The sequence below is a fragment of the Paenibacillus sp. 2TAF8 genome (genome assembly GCF_052114825.1).
Lineage (GTDB): Bacteria > Bacillota > Bacilli > Paenibacillales > Paenibacillaceae > Paenibacillus.
In genome coordinates this window covers 15,910-34,929 of record NZ_JBFRFN010000019.1, presented here as the reverse complement: position 1 = coordinate 34,929, position 19,020 = coordinate 15,910, and the positions used below count along the sequence as shown (strand labels likewise).

The following is a 19,020-nucleotide window of genomic DNA, read 5'->3' as shown; positions in this document are numbered from 1 at the left end:
ATGTTTAAAAGCTATACTTACTAAGGTTTTTGCGTAAAACGTAAGGTTATTAGGGTATGTTTCACAGTTATAAGAGGTATTTTGTATTGATAATTATATAATCATATATAACATGTCTATTACACGAAGTGTAATTCCAATAAAAATTAACGTGAGAAAGAGTTAGTTGATGTGAATATCGTGTCATATTTACGGGGATTATGTCGTTTAAAATTTATATATATAAAAAGTCATACTAGACTAATTTATATACAGTTATTCAAGGTTTGTAAGGTATGCGTAAAAATCTAGTTATTATAGTATAGTTTTATTTAATTGTTGCTGTAAAGAGTTAATTGTCACTTTTGAACATTTATTTTACAAAAGAAAGAAAAAAGTCCTGCTTGTTGCAGGACTTTTCTAATAATTATTCATAAATATGCATATATACTATTCATTTTTATGGTTCAACCGGTGGTCTTTTACCACGCTTTAAGTCACGAATGCTCAAACCAAAATCCATCTGCAAATGCGGATAGTCCGGAAAATTAGTCCAGTCTCCACCCCAAGTAAAGCCCAGTTCTTTCGCTAAATCAACAACTTCCATCCAGTCTGCTTTACCATTGCCATTATCATCTCGCTCCATATCCCATACAATCTCTCCGCCCGGAGTCCTCAATGCAAAATCAATGGCAAGTCCATAATTATGATAAGATTCTCCACCTCGTGCATTCGTAACAATATTACCAGAGGACGATCGTCCTTGAGCAAACAGAGCATCCTGTTCCGCCTCACTTCGGTATCCGTGTGTAATCACAACTTTTATGCCGCGTCTGGCAGCCATTCGGACTAATACGCCTTCACTTTCAGCAACAACCGGGTGCAAACCTGTAATTGGTAACGGCTCAGGGATTGTCTCCTCTTGCCATAACTCTCCCAAGTCTCCCTTTTGTTGCAGCCATACATATACAACAGATAGGATCATCGTTGCGATAATCCAGTTTCTTAAGCTTTTCTTCCTTCGCTGTCTTTCTTTACGTTGTGATGAATTCATATACTCTCCCAGATCTAATCTATTGATGAACTCCACTTTTTTCGCTATATGGATAGGCTCATCTATGGCAGACTACATTCTATTATAATTCATCTTAGCTTTGAAAGCTTCTTCTGCAAAACTAATGATTATACGTTTTCATTTTCCTTTAAATTTCATAGATTTTTTTATCATGAGTAGTATCATATATAAAAAATAAAAAAGCAGCCGGCTATAAGCCGACTGCTCTTGTATGCAAACTGAGTAAAGACTACTCAGTTGTGTATGGCAGCAATGCGATTTGACGGGAGCGTTTGATTGCAATCGTCAGCATGCGTTGATATTTAGCGCTAGTACCTGTTACACGGCGTGGCAAAATTTTTCCACGTTCGCTGATAAATTTACGAAGCAAGTCCGTATCTTTATAATCGATGTGAGTAATTTTGTTCGCTGTGAAGAAGCACACTTTACGACGTTTGTTACGACCACCACGACGCGCCGGTCTTTTATCGTCTCCGCCTTCTCTTTGCTTGAAGCCCATGCTTTTCAGTCCTTTCCTATCATGTAACCCATATCTCCTAAGGAGTATCGGCCCACGTTAAAATGGCAAATCATCATCCGATATATCAATCGGTTTTCCGTCATCGGAAAAAGGATCCTGATTGTTGCTACGCGAAGCATTATTATTGCTTGCACGTCCGCCACCGCCTCCATAAGAAGGCTCTTCACGCATAGGTTGTCCCCCGCCGCCACCGCCTTCGCGGTTAGCTGACTCCAAGAAACGAACATTATCGGCAATGACTTCGGTCACGTATACACGCTTTCCTTCGTTATTCTCGTAGTTCCTTACTTGAATGCGTCCTTCGACTGCAGCCAGACGACCTTTACGCAAATAGTTTGCACAAGTCTCAGCAAGCTGTCTCCAGGTTACGACCGGAATAAAATCTGCTTCCCGCTCTCCTCCTTGGCTTGTAAACGGTCTGTCTACGGCCAAAGTAAATTGTGTCACGGCTACTCCTGCTGGAGTGTAACGCAACTCAGGATCCCGGGTTAACCGGCCGATCAGAATGACACGGTTCAACAATGTAATCCCCTCCTTCTGAGCGTATTGGTGCGATAATCACGAGTTATCGTCTTAGGCAGACTTAACGTCGTTGGTAATGAGATAACGAATTACTTCGTCAGAAATCTTCATGAGACGCTCAAGCTCAGTAACTACTGCTGGTTCAGCAGTGAAGTGTACCAGAACATAAACACCATCACGGAATTTCTTGATCTCATACGCAAGACGGCGTTTACCCATAACGTCGTGAGCTGTAATCTCACCACCGCCGTTGGAGATGATGCCTTGGAATTTATCGACTGTAGCTTGAACAACTTCTTGCTCAACGTCAGGACGAATAATGTACATCACTTCATATTTGCGCATAATTTTCACCTCCTTATGGACTCTGGCCCTCAATCCAGGTTGAGAGCAAGGAACGAGCACAAACTCGAACTATATTAATATAACAAATACGCTGACGAAATGCAAGCAAACGTTCCCTGTGCATATTGGTACATAATCTCTAACATGAATAGACCTCCGCTGGAACAGACTATAGAAGTAACAATGATCTCATTCTGTGGAGGAGGCTGCTTATTATGGGCGAAAGAACCGAGTTTGAACCGGGAGACAAAGCGCCAAACGATGGAGAGTATACTGAGGTGGGAGAAAAAAGTTTTCACACGGAGATTAATGATCCCAAGCGAGTAACCTTGAAAAAAGGCGAAGCCTTTCCGGAAACGAGCAATCACAACCGCAAGTGGAAAAAGCTTACCAAAGCACGCGTCCACTAAATAATTTTTCAATACCGCGTATATAAAACGTTAGTTAGCACATAATACAATCAGGCGGTGCACGAGAGAGGTGTGGTTCCGTTGGACAACGAAGCCGATTTTTCGCTGTTGGGGATGCATCACGTAATATAAGAAGCTTGTGGGTGTGTAAGACCTTTTTCTGAAGCACGGGTATTGCTGCAAGCAGTACAGCCAGCGTTTCTGTCGTTACGACTGATGATTGTGATCTAACTAAACATGCTCCGCCGGATAAAGAGCCCTTCGGGGCTCTTTATTTCTTTGTTTTTTGTTTACTTTAGATGACCATTTTCGTAACATGCATATGAGTAAATTAAGCATGAAAAAGGACTTTCCAATTGGAAAGCCCCTTAAGCACTCTTTATATAAACTCCATTCCATGGAGCTATGTACATTACATCTTTCACTGAACAATAAAGATTGAAGTGGCGGAAAGGGTGGGATTCGAACCCACGCACGCTGTGACACGCCTAGCTGATTTCGAGTCAGCCCCCTTGGGCCTCTTGGGTACCTTTCCGCAGCAAAATTGATTATATCACGCCTGTAGAAGGAAAGCAATACCTGTCGCTGCCTGCATGTAAACGCTATTTCTCCAGTACATTTCATCGCACCTATCTGGATAAATTATGCGCTAAAACCAGGTATTTGTTCTCCTCTTCTACCTTATCCTCAAGACTCCGCATCCTCTTCCGCTGAACGAAGCACTTTCTTCATATTCTTTTCGAACTTGGCCCTGGGAATCAGCACGCTATGCTTACAGCCAACACACTTGATCCGGATATCCATCCCCATACGAATGATCTCCATCTCATTGCTGCCACAGGGATGCTGCTTTTTCATCTGCACGATATCCCCAAGCTGGAAACTTTTACGCTCCACCTGCACCATCTCCCTCATCATTATCCATCGCAGCCGCCTGCTCTAATGCAGCCAATTTGCTTCTCTCATGGTACTCGAGTATTTTCTTTACATCTCCCTGGATTTGGCGCTCGACCGAAGAACGGGAGTTCGGCATACACTCTGCTACAACACGTATGACATAATCAGAAGTGGACATCGACTGGATACCTAGCACATCCGGCACCTTCACAATATTCAGATCTCGTTCTTCAATGCCTGCGAGTGATTGCTTCACCAAATGTACGGACTCATCCAGTGTCAGATCAGCCTTCATCGGGATATCCACTACAGCGAGCGAATTGGACATCGAATAGTTAGTCACACTTGCAATCGTACCATTCGGAATGATGTGTACTTCCCCTTGCCAGCTTACCAGTTTGGTTGTTCGTAGACCGATAACCTCAACCGTTCCTTTAAACGTCCCTGTCTGAATCACGTCTCCTACAGCGAACTGATCCTCTAATATAATGAAAAATCCCGTGATAACATCCTTCACCAATCCCTGTGCGCCAAAACCAATCGCGAGTCCCAAGACCCCGGCACTGGCCAGCAGTGGACCAACCTGAACATTGATCTCCGATAACAGTAACAGAATCATAATAAAATTACATGTTATCGACGTCGCATTTTTCAACAACTCACCAATCGTTATAAATCTTCGCGGATTCACACGTATTTTGCCTTCCTGCTTCCGTGCCATCGAACGATCAATAACCCTGGACACCACTTTAATTACAATACGTGTGATAATGAAAATAATGAGGATGCGAATTGAACTGAACATGATGTTAAGCCACATATCCGTATCCGAAATTTTAGCCCAAACTTGATCCGTCCAGCGAATGGCATTAGTCACTACCTGTTCAGGAGAATCATTTCCCTGCGCAAAATAAAATGACATCATGTCTGATCACTCCTCTACATCGGTATGTTATCATAGCTGTCTTCGGTTTTGAAATAGAGGCCACGAATCTCGACAAACTCATCACGAATAATTTTTTGTACTCGCATCAGATCCTCTTTCGGAAACTGAATGCACAGTGCACATCCCGCCGTAATCTCCTTAGGTGTTGGAAACAGATCGATTTCGATCTCCGCAAACTCCAGCAGCATCTCCGCACGCAGTGCCTGCTGTGTTGAATCAAAAGCAATCAGCATCCAATTGTCCATCCATTCGTCCATGTCCTGCTCCTTTCACCCATCAGCGGCTCTCAGGCAAAAAAGCCTGTCCTCGCGAAGTATAAAACACTCTACCTTTCCATATACTGATACTACTATTCCAAGGGAAAGGATAGATCCTATGAATCCTACTTCGCGTTCCTTTTCGTCACAAGATATGACCAGTTTGAAAGTTCCTCATACTGATCCAGGCGTACACTCCGCCATTGTACATCGTTTAATGTTCCATCTCTACAAAGCTCATTCCCTGCAAAATGTAGTGATCGTCTGCATCGGTACAGACCGCTCTACAGGTGACTGTCTTGGACCGCTGGTAGGTACGTCACTCGCCAAATGGGACAGCCCCCTATTCCATCTGTACGGCACATTGGATGAGCCCGTTCACGCTGTAAATCTACAAGATACGCTCCACAACATTTACAACACCCATCACAATCCATATGTGATAGGTATTGATGCCTGTCTCGGTCAATCCGCAAGTGTTGGTTGCATTCAGGTGGTTAACGGCCCGCTTAAGCCTGGCGCAGGGGTGAATAAAGAATTACCGCCGGTCGGCGATATCCATCTGACAGGTATCGTTAACGTCGGCGGTTTTATGGAATACTTTGTGCTTCAGAACACACGGCTTAGTCTCGTTATGCGGATGTCTGAAATTATAGCAAGTAGTCTGTATTCGGCCATTCGGGAATGGCATACTCGCTCTACTCTGCTTGCTGTGCCAGAGTAATAGCTTCCTTCTCCTCTGGGGAAAGTGTATACGTCGACTCTCCCCCTTTTAGAGGTTTCGCATATACATATGAACCATCACGATTGAATAATCCCGTAAGAACCATACCGTCCTGACTTTCATTAATCATGGCTATCGAAAAGCTCAAGTCGCTACCCCGCTCTCCATAAGCGTTGTATCTTTTCACGCCGACCTTGCCCTGAATACGAGCCAGCTTCTGCAATGCTGTTTGCAACTGATTCGTTTGCAGCTTGTGTTCGTCCTCTATACTGTCCATCTGAATCTTCAGATTGATCAACAGAGACTCCAGATCCTCCACACCACTGCCAGCCATCATGGCTTCGTATTTACGTTTAAACTTCCGTAACTTTGCCCCTTGAGCAATACTCACGATCAGCAAAATCACCGTAAGCAATGCCAATCCGCCAATAATCCACAACAGCTGTTCCAGAATCAGCTCATTTAATTCAGCCATGTAAGTGCAACTACCCCTCTATGTTTTTGATCAGATTCACGTCTGTCCGTAGTCCTTAGCTTCTATTATAAATCAACCCGTTATTCAAGGAATTAATCATATATTTCCATTTTAAATAACAGACGTTGAAGACTTTTTGTTACTCCCTACTTCTTTACTGTCAACTCAGTAATAGCCCGAATAAGTTCATCGACCTCTTCATGGGTAGAATTGTATCCAACGCTTGCTCTAACGGCTCCGGTAGCCGTTGTACCAGCAGCTTCATGTGCAAGTGGAGTACAGTGGAAGCCCGAGCGGACAGCAATACCATAGTTCCGATCCAACTGAAATGCCAACTGAGCTGAATCATATCCCTCAATTATAAAGGATACTAATCCTGTTCGTGGTTGTCCAATGTCTGGACCCAACATTTGAATGCCCTTAATGGATGATAGCCCGTCCATCATATGCTGTGAGAGTTCCCATTCATGCTTGTAGATTATAGTCGGTGTCATAGCGAGTACATGTTTCACCCCTGCTCCCAATCCAGCAATCCCTATCGTATTAGGAGTGCCTGCTTCATATCGATCTGGACGCACTTTAGGCTGCTCAACAGCTTCGGATTGGCTGCCAGTGCCTCCATGAAGCAGGGGCTGCACATCAAGCTCAGGAGCAATGTACAGTCCCCCCGTGCCTTGTGGGCCCAGTAAACCCTTGTGGCCTGGAAAAGCAAGCAGATCAATGCCTAGTCGCCCTACATCAACTGGCATGACTCCGGCGCTCTGCGCAGCGTCTACCAGTAATAGAGCTTGATATTTTCGGCATAGTTGTGCAATTTCTTCAATTGGCATAATACTGCCCAATAGATTAGAGCTGTGTGTGCACACAATCAAACGGGTATTTTCCCGAAACATCTGCTCCATCTTTTCCAAATCCATAATCCCGGAAGAAGTAACAGGCACATAATCAACCTCAATCCCCCCCTGTCTACGAAGGAATTCCAAGGGACGTCGAACTGAATTATGCTCAGCCATTGTGGCTATGACGTGATCACCGTCTCGGAGAACTCCTTGAATTGCAAGGTTAAGGGCTTCGGTCGTATTGGAGCCAAATACAATATCATTTGGATTCTTAATACCAAACAGAGTTGCTAACCCTTTTCTCGTTTCAAACAAAACCCTGCTAGCTTGCACAGCCATACGATGACTCCCCCTACCCGGGTTAGCACCGGCTAATTCAAGGGCATTCATCATCGCCTCACCAACAGCAGGTGGTTTAGGCCAAGACGTTGCTGCATGATCCAGATAGATTAGTTTCTCCATCTTCTTACCACCTCTGCTTATAAGGAATAATTGCAGGTTTTGCCCAACAAACAAAGAATGACATATCGTTTCTCCAGGACACAGAGGCGATATGTCATGACATGAGTAGCTCTGCATGTTGTAATGATCCATCCGAGGTGTTATTGCAACAGTTCTAATAAACGTTCAAGATCCTGTTTGCTGTAGTAGTTGAGCTCTATTTTTCCTTTATCTTTCTGGCCATGTTTGATTTTCACTGTCGTTTTGAACCGTTCCCGCAGTGATTCCTCCAAGGTGTCGATAAAAGGATCTTTCTTTTTAAGCTTCGTTTTAGCCTTCTCACCTGTTTTGGAACGATCCAGTTGTTGAACCGCTTCCTCCAGCTCACGGACACTCCATTGCTGTTCAATAGATTGTTTAGCAAGTTGCTTGACCAGAACTTCATCTTTCACACCCACGATGGCTCTAGCATGCCCCATCGATAATGTTCCACGTGAAACATAATCTTTCACTTCATCTGGTAAAGCCAACAGTCGCAAGAAGTTAGCTATATGGGAACGTGATTTGCCTACCTTTACAGACAGCTCTTCCTGAGTCAATGAGAATTGATCCATTAAGCCCTGATAGGCTACTGCCACTTCCATTGCATTCAGATTTTCACGCTGCAGGTTCTCGATTAAGGCAATTTCCATCACCTGTTGATCATTGAATGTACGAACAACAGCCGGAACGGTAGCGTTACCGCAATACTGTGATGCCCTGAACCTGCGCTCGCCTGCAATAATCTCATATCCCCGAAGTACAGGACGAACGATAATGGGTTGAATCACACCATGCTGCCGGATTGATTCCGCCAGTTCATGTATTGCTTCCTCATCAAATGCTTTACGCGGCTGATAAGGGTTAGCCCGCAGTTGGCTAATCGGGATTTCTACGACTTTATCGTCGTCATTAATTGAAAGCGAAGGAATGAGGGCATCTAGTCCTTTTCCAAGCCGCTTACTCATAAGAAATCACTTCCTTTGCGAGCTCTAAGTACACTTCCGCTCCTCGGGAACGGGGATCATACGTAATAATGGATTGCCCGTGAGAAGGTGCCTCACTAAGCCGAACATTACGCGGAATAATGGTCTGATACACTTTTTGCTGAAAATACTTCTTCACTTCTTCGATAACCTGGATGCCGAGATTCGTCCGAGCATCAAACATCGTCAGTAACACACCTTCAATCTGAAGCGAGGTATTCAGATGTTTTTGTACGAGTCGGACTGTATTCAGCAATTGGCTTAACCCCTCCAATGCATAATACTCACATTGAATCGGAATAATCACGGAATCAGAGGCAGTCAGTGAGTTGATTGTCAACATACCGAGCGATGGCGGACAATCAATCAGAATATAATCATAATTATTTCTAACGAGTGCAAGTGCCTTTTTCAGGCGAACTTCTCGTGATATGGTGGATACCAATTCGATCTCGGCTCCGGCAAGTTGGATCGTTGCAGGTATGATATGAAGTCCTTCAATCTGTGTCTCTGCAATCGCTTCTTGGGGAGGCACATCATTAATAAGAACATCATATATACAATTCGCCACATCTGCTTTATTAATCCCGACTCCACTCGTTGTATTCCCTTGGGGGTCAATATCGACAAGCAGTACCTTTTTCCCGAGTGAAGCAAGTCCTGCACCCAAGTTAACGGATGTCGTTGTTTTCCCCACACCGCCCTTTTGATTTGCTACGGCCATAATCTTAGACAATACCTTCACCTCAAATAAATTAGGAGTCTTTTCTTGTAGGTTGTGAGTTACAGTTAATACTAAGCAGGCGACCATCCGTCCACACGAACAACAACTACCGTTTCCTTAGCAAAACGATTTGTTCCCTTCACGTCACATGACAAAACTGACTGTATAGACAGAAAAAGCGGCCATTGCCGCCTTAAGCTTCAATTATTTGCGTTTTGGAATATGAATAACGATTTCGTAATGATCCTCATGATCAGCTTCTTTTGTTTTAATATCCATACCCGAACCTGTTACCATATCGATGGACTGACGAATCGTGTTCAGTGCCAGCCTTACATCTTTGGTAAAGGATATACGTTTGGACTTTTTGATTTTATTAGCTTCCTTATAAAAAGCAACACGTACTTCCGTCTGCTTCACATTCAATCCCTTGTCGATAATCTCGCCCAGCAATTTCAACTGTAGCTCTTCCGTATCCAAAGATAACAAAGCTCTTGCATGGCGTTCAGATATCTTCCGCTCCATCAAAGCTGTCTTCACACCATCAGGAAGTTGTAACAACCGAATTTTATTGGCAATAGTAGACTGACTTTTGCCAAGTCGTTGAGCAAGACTCTCCTGTGTCAATTGATGCAGATCAATCAACTTTTGGTAAGCAACCGCTTCCTCGATGGAGGTTAAACCTTCACGCTGCAAGTTCTCAATCAAAGCAATGGATGCTGCTTGAGAATCGTTGAATTCGCGCACGATGGCCGGAATGTGTTCAAGGCCCAGTTTGCGAACAGCACGCCAGCGGCGTTCCCCAGCAATAATCTCATATGATCCATTCCGAACACGAACAACAATGGGTTGGATGACACCATGTGTTTTGATCGTTTGCAACAACTCGTCAATCTTATCATCATCAAAAATAGTACGGGGTTGATATGGACTGCTCACAATTTCATTAACCGGGACCTGTTTAATCTCATCTCCGTTATTGCGTTCCGCCAAACCAAACAACTTCGAAAATTGTTCTTTCATTCCGTAGATTACCACCTAGTTTCGTAATAGCTCCCACATATCAGCAGGTGCTTCTTATTCCATAAGCGAGACAACACTTCCATCGTTCCTGAAATAAGTTATGCCATTCGTATGACTTGCTGCGTAGCAGCAACAAATACTTCACTATCTATTAATATGAACTAATCTATGATCACTGTTTGCGCAGAATCCGATACTTCTATTCTATCATCTTTTTCACCATAATCCTATGTTTACCTATTCTTTAAAGACAGCAAATTTTCCTGCTTTTCTTTCACATTGATCGGGAAAATTAGAAAGAATAAAGCATCATACCAACCCTACACTCTATTATTTGCAAAGAGCATTCACAGAAAAAATGATTCTGATTGCATATCAGTTGAACTAAAGGTTTTTACACGGAACGATTTGATATCAGAAGAAATTCTAATCGCTGTTTTTCCTTGATTTATTTGATTCCCTTTCCAAAGGACAAATTCGGTGATAACGAAATGCCTAGGCTTCCGATACAGCTTCCTTCTCAGAAAGCTTTTTGGTTCGCTTTTCAGGTTTTTTCTAACCTCTCTGTTCAACCATTTGAACAACGCAGTAATTTACTTTATTAGCTAACGCATCATATAAATCATCTAAATTCTGATTTAATCTCAACTACATCGATGCTGCTGGAGCAAAAATAAAAAAAATCAAAGAGGATGTTTCACGTGAAACATCCTCTTTGTATATTGCTGTTCTATATTCAACATGTTATTTTGTTTTATCTTTATGCCCTAATACTACACGAGTGGAGTTTTAAGTGGTGTTCCTGGTTTACGAGGATACTTATGTGGTGTCTTATCAAATTTTTGAATCAAAATGATATGACGTTCCGATTCCTCCACCGGTAGTTGGAATGGATGAACAGCTTTCACCCGTCCTTTTAACTGATTAAAACTAAACTCTGCTTCCTTCATCTCAACCCGTGGGTCCCCGCCCTTCATCGCAGCGAACATTCCGCTTTTACGTACAAAAGGAAGGCAGAACTCATTCAGTACCGCCAGCTTGGCTACTGCACGGGCAGTAACCAGATCATAGCTGTCTCGATATCCTTCTTTGCGCCCCAGCTCTTCAGCACGACCATGAATCAGTTCTACCTGCTCAAGACCAAGTGTATCGACTACATGCTGCAAGAAACCAATCCTTTTATTTAACGAGTCAATAATCGTAAGCTGGATATGGGGGAAACAAATCTTCAGTGGCAGCCCCGGAAATCCTGCTCCTGATCCGATGTCAGCCAATTTATTTACTTTGGTCATATCCGTATAAAATGCTAGCGATACTGAATCATAGAAGTGTTTCGTATACACTTGCTCCCGATCTGTGATACCGGTCAGATTCATTTTTTCATTCCAGGATACAAGTTCTTTATAATATAGTTCGAATTGTTCCAGCTGAAGTTCTCCTACTTCTAAACCGTGCTCTTTCAAGCGCAGCTGCAACTGCTGTTGAATATCGTCCATTATTGTCCCCTTGCTGCGGTAACGCGGTTATAATGCTCCAGGTAGACAAGCAAGATGGAGATATCAGCAGGCGTTACACCCGCAATACGAGACGCCTGACCAATGGAGATTGGGCGGATTTTCGCCAGTTTCTGCTTGGCTTCCATCGCAAGACCATGAATCTCATCATATACGATCGTGTCTGGAATTTTCTTTTTCTCCATTTTCAGCAAACGTTCCACATGGATCAATTGCTTCTCAATATAACCCGCATATTTAATTTGAATTTCAACTTGTTCCTTCATATCAGCGGTCAATTCCACCTCGGAAGGAGAAACTTGCTCAATCCAGTCATAGCCAATCTCCGGACGACGCATCAGGTTCAGTAATGTGCTTCCATCCTGGATTGGCGTAGAACCAATCTCTTCCAGTTTGGCATTAACTTCAACAGGGCGTACCTTGGCATCTTTCAAACGTGCAATCTCCTGCTCGACTTTCGCCTTTTTATCCAGGAAAGATGCATACCGATCCTCGGTTATCAGTCCAATGTCATGACCAATCTCCGTAAGACGCATATCTGCATTGTCATGACGGAGCAGCAAACGATATTCAGCACGAGATGTCAGCAAACGGTAAGGCTCATTGGTACCTTTGGTAACGAGATCATCGATGAGTACTCCAATGTAACCTTGGGAACGATCAAGCACAATAGCTTCTTTGCCCTGCACTTTACGTGCTGCATTGATACCAGCCATGACCCCTTGTCCAGCAGCTTCCTCATACCCGGATGTACCATTGATCTGACCGGCTGTGAACAGTCCTGGCAGACGTTTTGTTTCCAGAGATGGCCACAATTGCGTTGGTACCATCGCATCGTATTCAATGGCGTAACCGTTACGCATCATTTCCACTTTTTCCATACCTGGAATTGAACGAAGAACAGCCAGTTGTACATCCTCTGGCAAACTTGTAGATAGACCTTGTACGTAATACTCAGATGTATTTTTACCCTCCGGCTCCAGGAAAATTTGATGCTTCGGCTTATCGCTAAAGCGTACGATTTTATCCTCAATGGATGGGCAGTAACGCGGCCCTGTTCCCTCAATTACGCCAGAGAACATCGGTGCACGATGCAGATTATCATTAATAATTTGATGTGTCTCTACAGATGTGTATGTCAGCCAGCAAGGCAACTGCTCGTTAGTAGATGATTTTGTCTCATAAGAAAAGAACTTCGGCTCATCATCACCAGGCTGAATTTCGGTTTTGCTAAAATCAATCGTATCCTTATGCACACGTGGTGGTGTACCTGTTTTGAAACGTACCAGCTCGAAGCCCAGCTCACGCAAATGCTCCGACAACTTCAAGGATGGCTGTTGATTGTTGGGTCCGCTCTCGTACATCAACTCGCCCATAATGACTTTACCGCGCAGATATGTGCCTGTTGTCAGCACTACAGCTTTGGCACGATATTCTGTACCTGTTTGGGTGACAACTCCGACACACTGACCGTCCTCAACAATCAGACGATCCACCATACCCTGACGCATGGTCAGATTAGGTTCTTTCTCCATCGTTTCCTTCATTGTGTGCTGATAAGAGAATTTATCCGCTTGCGCTCGTAGCGCATGAACTGCAGGTCCTTTACCTGTATTAAGCATCCGCATCTGGATAAAGGTTTTGTCAATATTCCGTCCCATTTCCCCGCCAAGTGCATCAATTTCCCGCACGACGTGTCCTTTTGCCGGTCCCCCAATCGATGGGTTACAAGGCATAAAAGCCACCATGTCGAGGTTGATCGTAATCATCAATGTTTTGGAGCCCATTCGAGCTGCCGCAAGAGCTGACTCTACCCCGGCATGTCCTGCTCCAACGACAATGACATCATAACGGCCGCCATCAAAAGCCATGTTATTACCTCCTTATTTTGCTTCTATCATCTATATCAAACCAACACTTCCTGGCAACAACATCATTCCATCCTTTGACAACGGGCAGAAATTGTACCTTCCCATCATACACAACCATTTCAATGAAAGAAACGGGATAATGATTTACTTTCCTAGACAGAACTGGGAGAAAATCTGATCTATTAATGCGTCATGTGCTGTATCTCCCACGATCTCTCCGAGCTGTTCCCACGCCAAACGAACATCGATCTGGATCATATCAATCGGAACAAATTGATCCGCAGCCTCATACGCATCTACCAGTGATTGTCTCGCCTTTTTGAGCAAGGCAATATGACGAACATTGCTGACATAGGTCAAATCTGCAGATTCCAGCTTTCCACTGAAGAACAATGTGGAGATAGCATCTTCCAATCGATCAACACCCTGATCATCCTTCACCGACATTGGCACAAGCCGCTCCTCGGGAATATATCGGAGCAGCACGTCACGGTCTACCTGTGGCGTTAAGTCCATTTTATTCATAATGATAATTGATTGTCTACCGCGGATTTGTTCCAGCAATTCAATCTCATCTTGATGAAGTGGCTCAGCAGCATTCACAACCATCAGAATCAGATCTGCGTCATTCACAGCGGAACGCGAGCGCTCCACCCCGATCTTCTCAACCACGTCCATCGTTTCCCGAATACCGGCTGTATCGAGCAGTTTCAAAGGAATATTGTTTATTGTGATGAACTCTTCAATGACATCGCGTGTCGTTCCTGGAATATCGGTAACGATTGCCCGGTTATCCTGAGCTAACGTATTCATTAATGAAGATTTACCCACATTAGGCCTTCCGACGATCGCTGTCGTAATACCTTCACGTAATATTTTTCCTTGTTCCGCTGTAGCCAGTAATTTGTCGATTTCAGTCATAACTTCACTGGATTTTTCTTTAATGAAGTCGGACGTTAATGATTCTACATCATGTTCAGGGTAATCGATATTCACTTCAATATGAGCCAGCGTCTCTACCAACGTATATCTCAAATCACGTAGCTTGGAGGACAATTTACCTTCTACCTGCTTCAGTGCTACCGAGAATGCACGATCAGATTTCGAACGAATCAGATCCATGACTCCTTCCGCTTGGGACAAATCGATTCGCCCATTGAGGAAAGCCCGCTTCGTAAATTCTCCCGGTTCAGCCAAACGAATATTGAGCTGCAATAGCAGATCCATCACCCGTTTAACGGACACGACACCACCATGTGCACTAATCTCAACTACATCCTCTGTAGTGAATGAACGAGGTGCAAGCATTACCGTGACCAATACCTCTTCTACTTTTTCGCCACTATTAGGATCTATAATATGACCATAATGAACCGTATGGGATAATGCCTGGGTTAGAGGCGTTTTGCTGCGAAAAATCTTCTCCGTTTCGGTCACCGCATCCGGCCCACTGACACGAATAACCGCAATGCCGCCTTCACCAACCGCCGTGGATATGGCTGTAATCGTATCGCTAATCATTGTGATCTCTCCCTACTCTCTATATTGAAGTTGTCATCCAACCCATTCTGGGGAATGCCAACACATATTCAACTCTATTGGTGCACTATCTATCTCATATGCTTCGGTACGAAAAAAGCAATGGCTTCTGCACCGGGCAGGCAGCCATTGCGTCTTCAATTGCGTGTTATTTCAACGTAATAACCACACGCCGATTGGGCTCCTCGCCCTTACTTAACGTTTTAATCTGCGGGTGATTTTGCAGTTTGGCATGAATCACTTTACGCTCGAGCGGAGGCATCGGTTCTAGCACAACTTCCTTGCCTGTACGGATCGCTTGTCCGGCTAACCGCTCAGCCAGATCTTCAAGCGTTTTCCGTCGGCGCTGACGGAAGTTTTCTGCATCGAGCACAATGCGTACGAAGCTTTCCGAATAACGGTTGGCGACAATATTCGTCAAATATTGAAGAGCATCCAGCGTCTGTCCACGTCTACCAATAATCATACCGAGGTCTTCCCCGGAAATATTGAAGATGTGTCCATCCCGATGTTTCTTGATATGCACTTCCACATCCAGACCCATACCTGCCGCAACCTCTTTCAAAAACGCAGCCGCTTCTTCATAGGGATTATGGACTGCTACACCCTCAAGTAATGCATCAATCTCAGTTTCAGGTGTGGCTGGTTTGATCGGCTGAGATACAGCTTCAGGCACAGGCAACAGTTTCACTTCAACTTTGGCAGCCTTCACCCCGAACAAACCCAGGAATCCTTTTGACGGCTGCTCTAACACTTGTATCTCGACCTTGTCCCGGCTTACGCCAAGCTCAGCCAATCCTTGGTTTACAGCATCTTCAACGGTTTTTCCTGACGTAATGACTGTGGTCATTTCGATTTTTTGGCCCCTTTCGACCCTTTCCCAGAGACGGTTGCCTTGCCACCGTTTTTGCGTTTAGCTCCACTTTTGGAAGAGCTGCTCTGCTTCACGTTGACCTCGGCCACAATTTTATCATTATTCCGGTAAAGGAAATAGTTTTGCACGATCGTGTAGATATTACTGTAGAACCAGTAAAGCGGCAACGCTGACGGGAACTGATACGACATAACGAAGATCAGAATCGGGTACACCCATAGCATGAACTGCATTGGACCAATCTGCTGTGCTGGGTTCATACGCATCATCATCCATGTTTGAATGAATGTAGTGATGGCAGCGAGCACTGGCAAAATAAACAGGTGATCCGGTGATCCCAGTTGGAGCCACAAGAAATCATGCGTTCTCAAACTGGAGTTTCCATAAATGGAGTTATAAAGTGCGATGTAGATCGGCATCTGAATGATAAGAGGCAGACAACCGGCCATCGGATTAACTTTGTTCTCCTGGAACAACTTCATCGTTTCTTGCTGAACTTTCTCAGGTGTATCTTTATACTTGGCTTGAATCTCCTTAAGTTGCGGCTGAATAGCCTGCATTGCTTTGGAGCTGCGAACTTGCTTCATCGTCAATGGTAAAATTAATGTCCGCACAATAAGCACCATGACTAGGACAGCTAGTCCATATTCGCCGTTGAACCATTTTGCGAACGTATCGAGTGCATAAGAGAACCAGTAAACTACATTACTTTGCCAGAATGAATCACTGTTCTTCAGATCTTCTGTAGTAACCCCGGCTCCTTGCGGAGTACATCCAGCTAATACAGCGACCATTGCAATAACTGCAATGAGGAGAATCCATTTCCCCTTTGATGTCTTCAATCGCGACACTTCATAACCCCTCTCTTAACCATTCCATTCCACCGTAAATCATACCATAATTAGGAGGACAAATAAACCGAAGCTTACCGCTTGCACGACTTCAACAGGGAGGCCTTACGCAGCACATGCATCAGACTTTTCTCCATTTCCTTATAGGGCATGCCTAATGCACCTTTACGGACAATGAAAATCAAATCCATTTGCGTAACAATCTCTTGTTCATGATGACGTACAATTTCCTTGATCATGCGTCTCATCCGGTTACGCACGACAGCGTTTCCTATTTTCTTGCTGCATGAGATGCCCACACGGAATTGTTCCGTATCCTTACGACGGCTACCATACACCACGAATTGATGATTGGCAAACGATTTTCCAAACCGATATACACGGCTAAAGTCCGCACGGTTTCGCAGACGCAGTCTTTTATACACGGCGCTTCTCCTTGCTGTCCTTCATCAACGTTGTTGACGGAGGCATCATTACTGATTTAGTATAGGCTTTCTTAATCGACGGTAAACCGTCTTGGCGACAACTTGTATATAAGGTAGGTTTCCGATAAAAGAAACCTTTAATCCATATTTATAATCAGCTGGCTAATCGGCTTTTTCACAGCACATAACGCGATGAATTACCATGTAAACCAGCTGGAATGAGCTCCTTTAAGAAAAAAAAGACCACCTCGGTGGTCTTCAAATGCATTAAGCACTCAGTTTCTTACGGCCTTTCAGGCGACGTGCTGCCAAAACTTTACGGCCGTTGCTTGTGCTCATTCTTTTACGGAAACCATGAACTTTTTTACGCTTGCTAACGTTCGGTTTGAATGTAGGTCTCAATGTACTGCACCTCCTTACAAGGAAATACTTATGTGATGAATCATTTTCATCTTAATAAAGAAAACACCTTTATATATTTAATCATGTTCAATTGGAAAAGTCAACTGCCAAAACTCTGCCACTCTCCCTCTTTTTCATATGCTTTCCAGTGTTCAAAAATTACCCCTATCTTACAGAATTTTATTTCCTCAGCACACAGCCACCAATTAATCAAAAAAAGTTATCCCCAGTCTGCAAAAAAAGCCTGATCCTTCAGTATCTTTCGTTATCCACACCTCTTATATAGCTGCGCGAATATCTTAAGTTAACGTTTAAAGTTATTCACATGTGGATAAAGAATATTAGGTTTAAACTAGGGTAAAAGAAAGGTGAATGTATCCGCTTCACTGTGAAGGTTTACAAGCTTTTGAGAAAGGTGTAGGATGGAAAATATCTTGTATACAAGTATACTTATTGTTTTTTTAACCCTCTTACTAAGCAAGCAGTCGACAATTTTATAGAGGAGAAACTTAAGCTCTGCTAACAAAGCTTCTGACGTGTTGATTCACCAATTTGTCTTTTCGACATTAGTAATGAATGCTGGGCTGCGAAACATTATGTTATGATCGTATAATGTAAGGATTACTTAATTTAGGAGCGTTAGCCATATGCAATTTCCATCTTCCTGGCTTCAAGGAGCATCTCGCGGTGAAGCCATTGCTTGTGAATTAAGGCTGAGAATCATCAACGGAACCCTTCGGCCTGGGGAAATTTTGTCGGAAAATCGAATTGCTGCTGATTTTGACAGCAGTCGCTCGCCTGTTCGCGAAGCGCTGAGAACGTTGTCAAATGAGGGACTGATTCGGCTTGAACGGATGGGTGTTGTGATTCTTGGCCTAAATATGAAGGATGTCGAAGAACTGTATGATGTACGTTTTCTCATTGAAAGCTTTGTACAGCAGCGGCTTGCAGTAGATGTGCCTCAGGTGCTAATCACTCAGCTTAGCAATATCATCGACAAAATGCAGCTTGCCGGAAAACATCAAGATGCCGTCGAATTTGCCTATCAGGATCTCACGTTTCACGAAACAATTATCGAAGCAGCCGCACATTCCCGCATCTCACATTTGTGGAAGAGCATCAGGTATGTCGTTATGACGGTTATGTTACTTACTACACGCAGAGTATTTGCTCAAGGCGGGCCCAAAGTAAGCGCTGTAATTGAAAAACACCGCTCCCTTGTATCTGCCCTGGAATCAGGGGACAAAGTTCTGATCCAGAACGGGGTACGCACGTATTTTAAGGACTCAGGCCAAACGTTACATGAAAGCTTTGAATTTTGAACTCTGTTTGTTGCAGCATG

General features: G+C 43.9%; 22 protein-coding genes and 1 tRNA gene. 3 read left to right on the top strand and 20 right to left on the bottom strand.

All coding sequences use genetic code 11. The features are described 5' to 3' along the window. Positions 1–439 precede the first annotated feature (439 nt). The 4 genes from AB4Z30_RS22910 to rpsF all read right to left on the bottom strand — a co-directional run bounded on the left by AB4Z30_RS22910 (position 440) and on the right by rpsF (position 2,441). Positions 440–1,033 carry a M15 family metallopeptidase gene (locus AB4Z30_RS22910; protein WP_441929765.1) on the bottom strand — a complete coding sequence of 198 codons (594 nt, stop codon included), beginning with the start codon at positions 1,031–1,033 and terminating at the stop codon, positions 440–442. Positions 1,034–1,283: 250 nt separating this feature from the next. Continuing rightward, positions 1,284–1,553, bottom strand: coding sequence for a 30S ribosomal protein S18 (rpsR, locus tag AB4Z30_RS22905; RefSeq protein WP_090923587.1), 270 nt, complete (start codon positions 1,551–1,553; stop codon positions 1,284–1,286). Positions 1,554–1,610: 57 nt separating this feature from the next. Next, positions 1,611–2,096 (bottom strand): single-stranded DNA-binding protein, encoded by a 486-nt coding sequence (gene ssb, locus AB4Z30_RS22900; RefSeq protein ID WP_441929764.1) that lies wholly within the window; start codon positions 2,094–2,096, stop codon positions 1,611–1,613. A 51-nt stretch (positions 2,097–2,147) separates the two neighbouring features. Beyond that, positions 2,148–2,441: a 30S ribosomal protein S6 gene (gene rpsF / locus AB4Z30_RS22895; RefSeq protein ID WP_434748659.1), complete on the bottom strand. Its 294-nt coding sequence runs from the start codon at positions 2,439–2,441 to the stop codon at positions 2,148–2,150. A gap of 215 nt (positions 2,442–2,656) precedes the next feature. On the opposite strand from rpsF, the gene AB4Z30_RS22890 reads away from it, so the two are divergent. Then, the gene (locus AB4Z30_RS22890; RefSeq protein ID WP_090923589.1) at positions 2,657–2,851 is read left to right on the top strand and encodes a YjzC family protein; all 195 of its coding nucleotides are present in this window, start codon (positions 2,657–2,659) and stop codon (positions 2,849–2,851) included. Between the two features lie 444 nt (positions 2,852–3,295). On the opposite strand, the gene AB4Z30_RS22885 is transcribed toward AB4Z30_RS22890, so the two are convergent. The 4 genes from AB4Z30_RS22885 to AB4Z30_RS22870 all read right to left on the bottom strand — a co-directional run bounded on the left by AB4Z30_RS22885 (position 3,296) and on the right by AB4Z30_RS22870 (position 4,939). Then, a tRNA-Ser gene (locus AB4Z30_RS22885) sits at positions 3,296–3,386 on the bottom strand. Positions 3,387–3,538: 152 nt separating this feature from the next. Further along, entirely contained in the window at positions 3,539–3,748 is a 210-nt protein-coding gene (locus tag AB4Z30_RS22880) for a DUF951 domain-containing protein (RefSeq protein WP_441929763.1), read from the bottom strand. After that, positions 3,738–4,673 (bottom strand): mechanosensitive ion channel family protein, encoded by a 936-nt coding sequence (locus AB4Z30_RS22875; protein ID WP_441929762.1) that lies wholly within the window; start codon positions 4,671–4,673, stop codon positions 3,738–3,740. Before AB4Z30_RS22875 ends, AB4Z30_RS22880 begins: the two co-directional genes overlap by 11 nt. Before the next feature lie 14 nt (positions 4,674–4,687). Then, positions 4,688–4,939, bottom strand: a complete 252-nt coding sequence (locus tag AB4Z30_RS22870; protein WP_441929819.1) for a DUF3343 domain-containing protein — start codon at positions 4,937–4,939, stop codon at positions 4,688–4,690. 130 nt (positions 4,940–5,069) lie between these two features. Here AB4Z30_RS22870 and yyaC point away from each other — a divergent pair, with 130 nt between their 5' ends. Next, positions 5,070–5,675, top strand: a complete 606-nt coding sequence (gene yyaC / locus AB4Z30_RS22865) for a spore protease YyaC (protein ID WP_441929761.1) — start codon at positions 5,070–5,072, stop codon at positions 5,673–5,675. Here yyaC and AB4Z30_RS22860 read toward each other — a convergent pair. The 12 genes from AB4Z30_RS22860 to rpmH all read right to left on the bottom strand — a co-directional run bounded on the left by AB4Z30_RS22860 (position 5,650) and on the right by rpmH (position 17,678). Next, the gene (locus AB4Z30_RS22860; RefSeq protein WP_441929760.1) at positions 5,650–6,150 is read right to left on the bottom strand and encodes a DUF4446 family protein; all 501 of its coding nucleotides are present in this window, start codon (positions 6,148–6,150) and stop codon (positions 5,650–5,652) included. The genes yyaC and AB4Z30_RS22860 overlap by 26 nt on opposite strands. A 146-nt stretch (positions 6,151–6,296) precedes the next feature. Continuing rightward, complete coding sequence (locus AB4Z30_RS22855; RefSeq protein WP_441929759.1) at positions 6,297–7,451, bottom strand: aminotransferase class V-fold PLP-dependent enzyme; 1,155 nt, start codon at positions 7,449–7,451, stop codon at positions 6,297–6,299. 140 nt (positions 7,452–7,591) lie between these two features. Beyond that, a complete protein-coding gene (locus AB4Z30_RS22850; protein WP_441929758.1) occupies positions 7,592–8,437 on the bottom strand; it encodes a ParB/RepB/Spo0J family partition protein in 846 nt (281 codons plus the stop codon). Then, entirely contained in the window at positions 8,430–9,191 is a 762-nt protein-coding gene (locus tag AB4Z30_RS22845) for a ParA family protein (RefSeq protein WP_441929757.1), read from the bottom strand. Before AB4Z30_RS22845 ends, AB4Z30_RS22850 begins: the two co-directional genes overlap by 8 nt. Before the next feature lie 192 nt (positions 9,192–9,383). Beyond that, the gene (gene noc, locus AB4Z30_RS22840; RefSeq protein ID WP_441929756.1) at positions 9,384–10,202 is read right to left on the bottom strand and encodes a nucleoid occlusion protein; all 819 of its coding nucleotides are present in this window, start codon (positions 10,200–10,202) and stop codon (positions 9,384–9,386) included. 773 nt (positions 10,203–10,975) lie between these two features. Continuing rightward, complete coding sequence (gene rsmG / locus AB4Z30_RS22835; protein WP_441929755.1) at positions 10,976–11,698, bottom strand: 16S rRNA (guanine(527)-N(7))-methyltransferase RsmG; 723 nt, start codon at positions 11,696–11,698, stop codon at positions 10,976–10,978. Next, the gene (gene mnmG, locus AB4Z30_RS22830) at positions 11,698–13,587 is read right to left on the bottom strand and encodes a tRNA uridine-5-carboxymethylaminomethyl(34) synthesis enzyme MnmG (RefSeq protein WP_441929754.1); all 1,890 of its coding nucleotides are present in this window, start codon (positions 13,585–13,587) and stop codon (positions 11,698–11,700) included. The genes rsmG and mnmG overlap by 1 nt, the downstream gene beginning before the upstream one ends. Positions 13,588–13,731: 144 nt before the next feature. Then, complete coding sequence (mnmE, locus tag AB4Z30_RS22825; RefSeq protein ID WP_441929753.1) at positions 13,732–15,108, bottom strand: tRNA uridine-5-carboxymethylaminomethyl(34) synthesis GTPase MnmE; 1,377 nt, start codon at positions 15,106–15,108, stop codon at positions 13,732–13,734. A 166-nt stretch (positions 15,109–15,274) separates the two neighbouring features. Beyond that, a complete protein-coding gene (jag, locus tag AB4Z30_RS22820; protein ID WP_441929752.1) occupies positions 15,275–15,976 on the bottom strand; it encodes an RNA-binding cell elongation regulator Jag/EloR in 702 nt (233 codons plus the stop codon). Further along, on the bottom strand, positions 15,973–16,851 hold the full coding sequence (locus AB4Z30_RS22815) for a YidC/Oxa1 family membrane protein insertase (protein WP_441929751.1): 879 nt from the start codon (positions 16,849–16,851) through the stop codon (positions 15,973–15,975). Before AB4Z30_RS22815 ends, jag begins: the two co-directional genes overlap by 4 nt. 74 nt (positions 16,852–16,925) lie before the next feature. Then, the gene (gene rnpA, locus AB4Z30_RS22810; protein WP_441929750.1) at positions 16,926–17,276 is read right to left on the bottom strand and encodes a ribonuclease P protein component; all 351 of its coding nucleotides are present in this window, start codon (positions 17,274–17,276) and stop codon (positions 16,926–16,928) included. 267 nt (positions 17,277–17,543) lie between these two features. Then, positions 17,544–17,678 carry a 50S ribosomal protein L34 gene (rpmH, locus tag AB4Z30_RS22805; RefSeq protein ID WP_434748644.1) on the bottom strand — a complete coding sequence of 45 codons (135 nt, stop codon included), beginning with the start codon at positions 17,676–17,678 and terminating at the stop codon, positions 17,544–17,546. Between the two features lie 647 nt (positions 17,679–18,325). Here rpmH and AB4Z30_RS22800 point away from each other — a divergent pair. Beyond that, complete coding sequence (locus tag AB4Z30_RS22800) at positions 18,326–19,000, top strand: GntR family transcriptional regulator (protein WP_441929749.1); 675 nt, start codon at positions 18,326–18,328, stop codon at positions 18,998–19,000. The last annotated feature ends 20 nt before the right edge of the window (positions 19,001–19,020 follow it).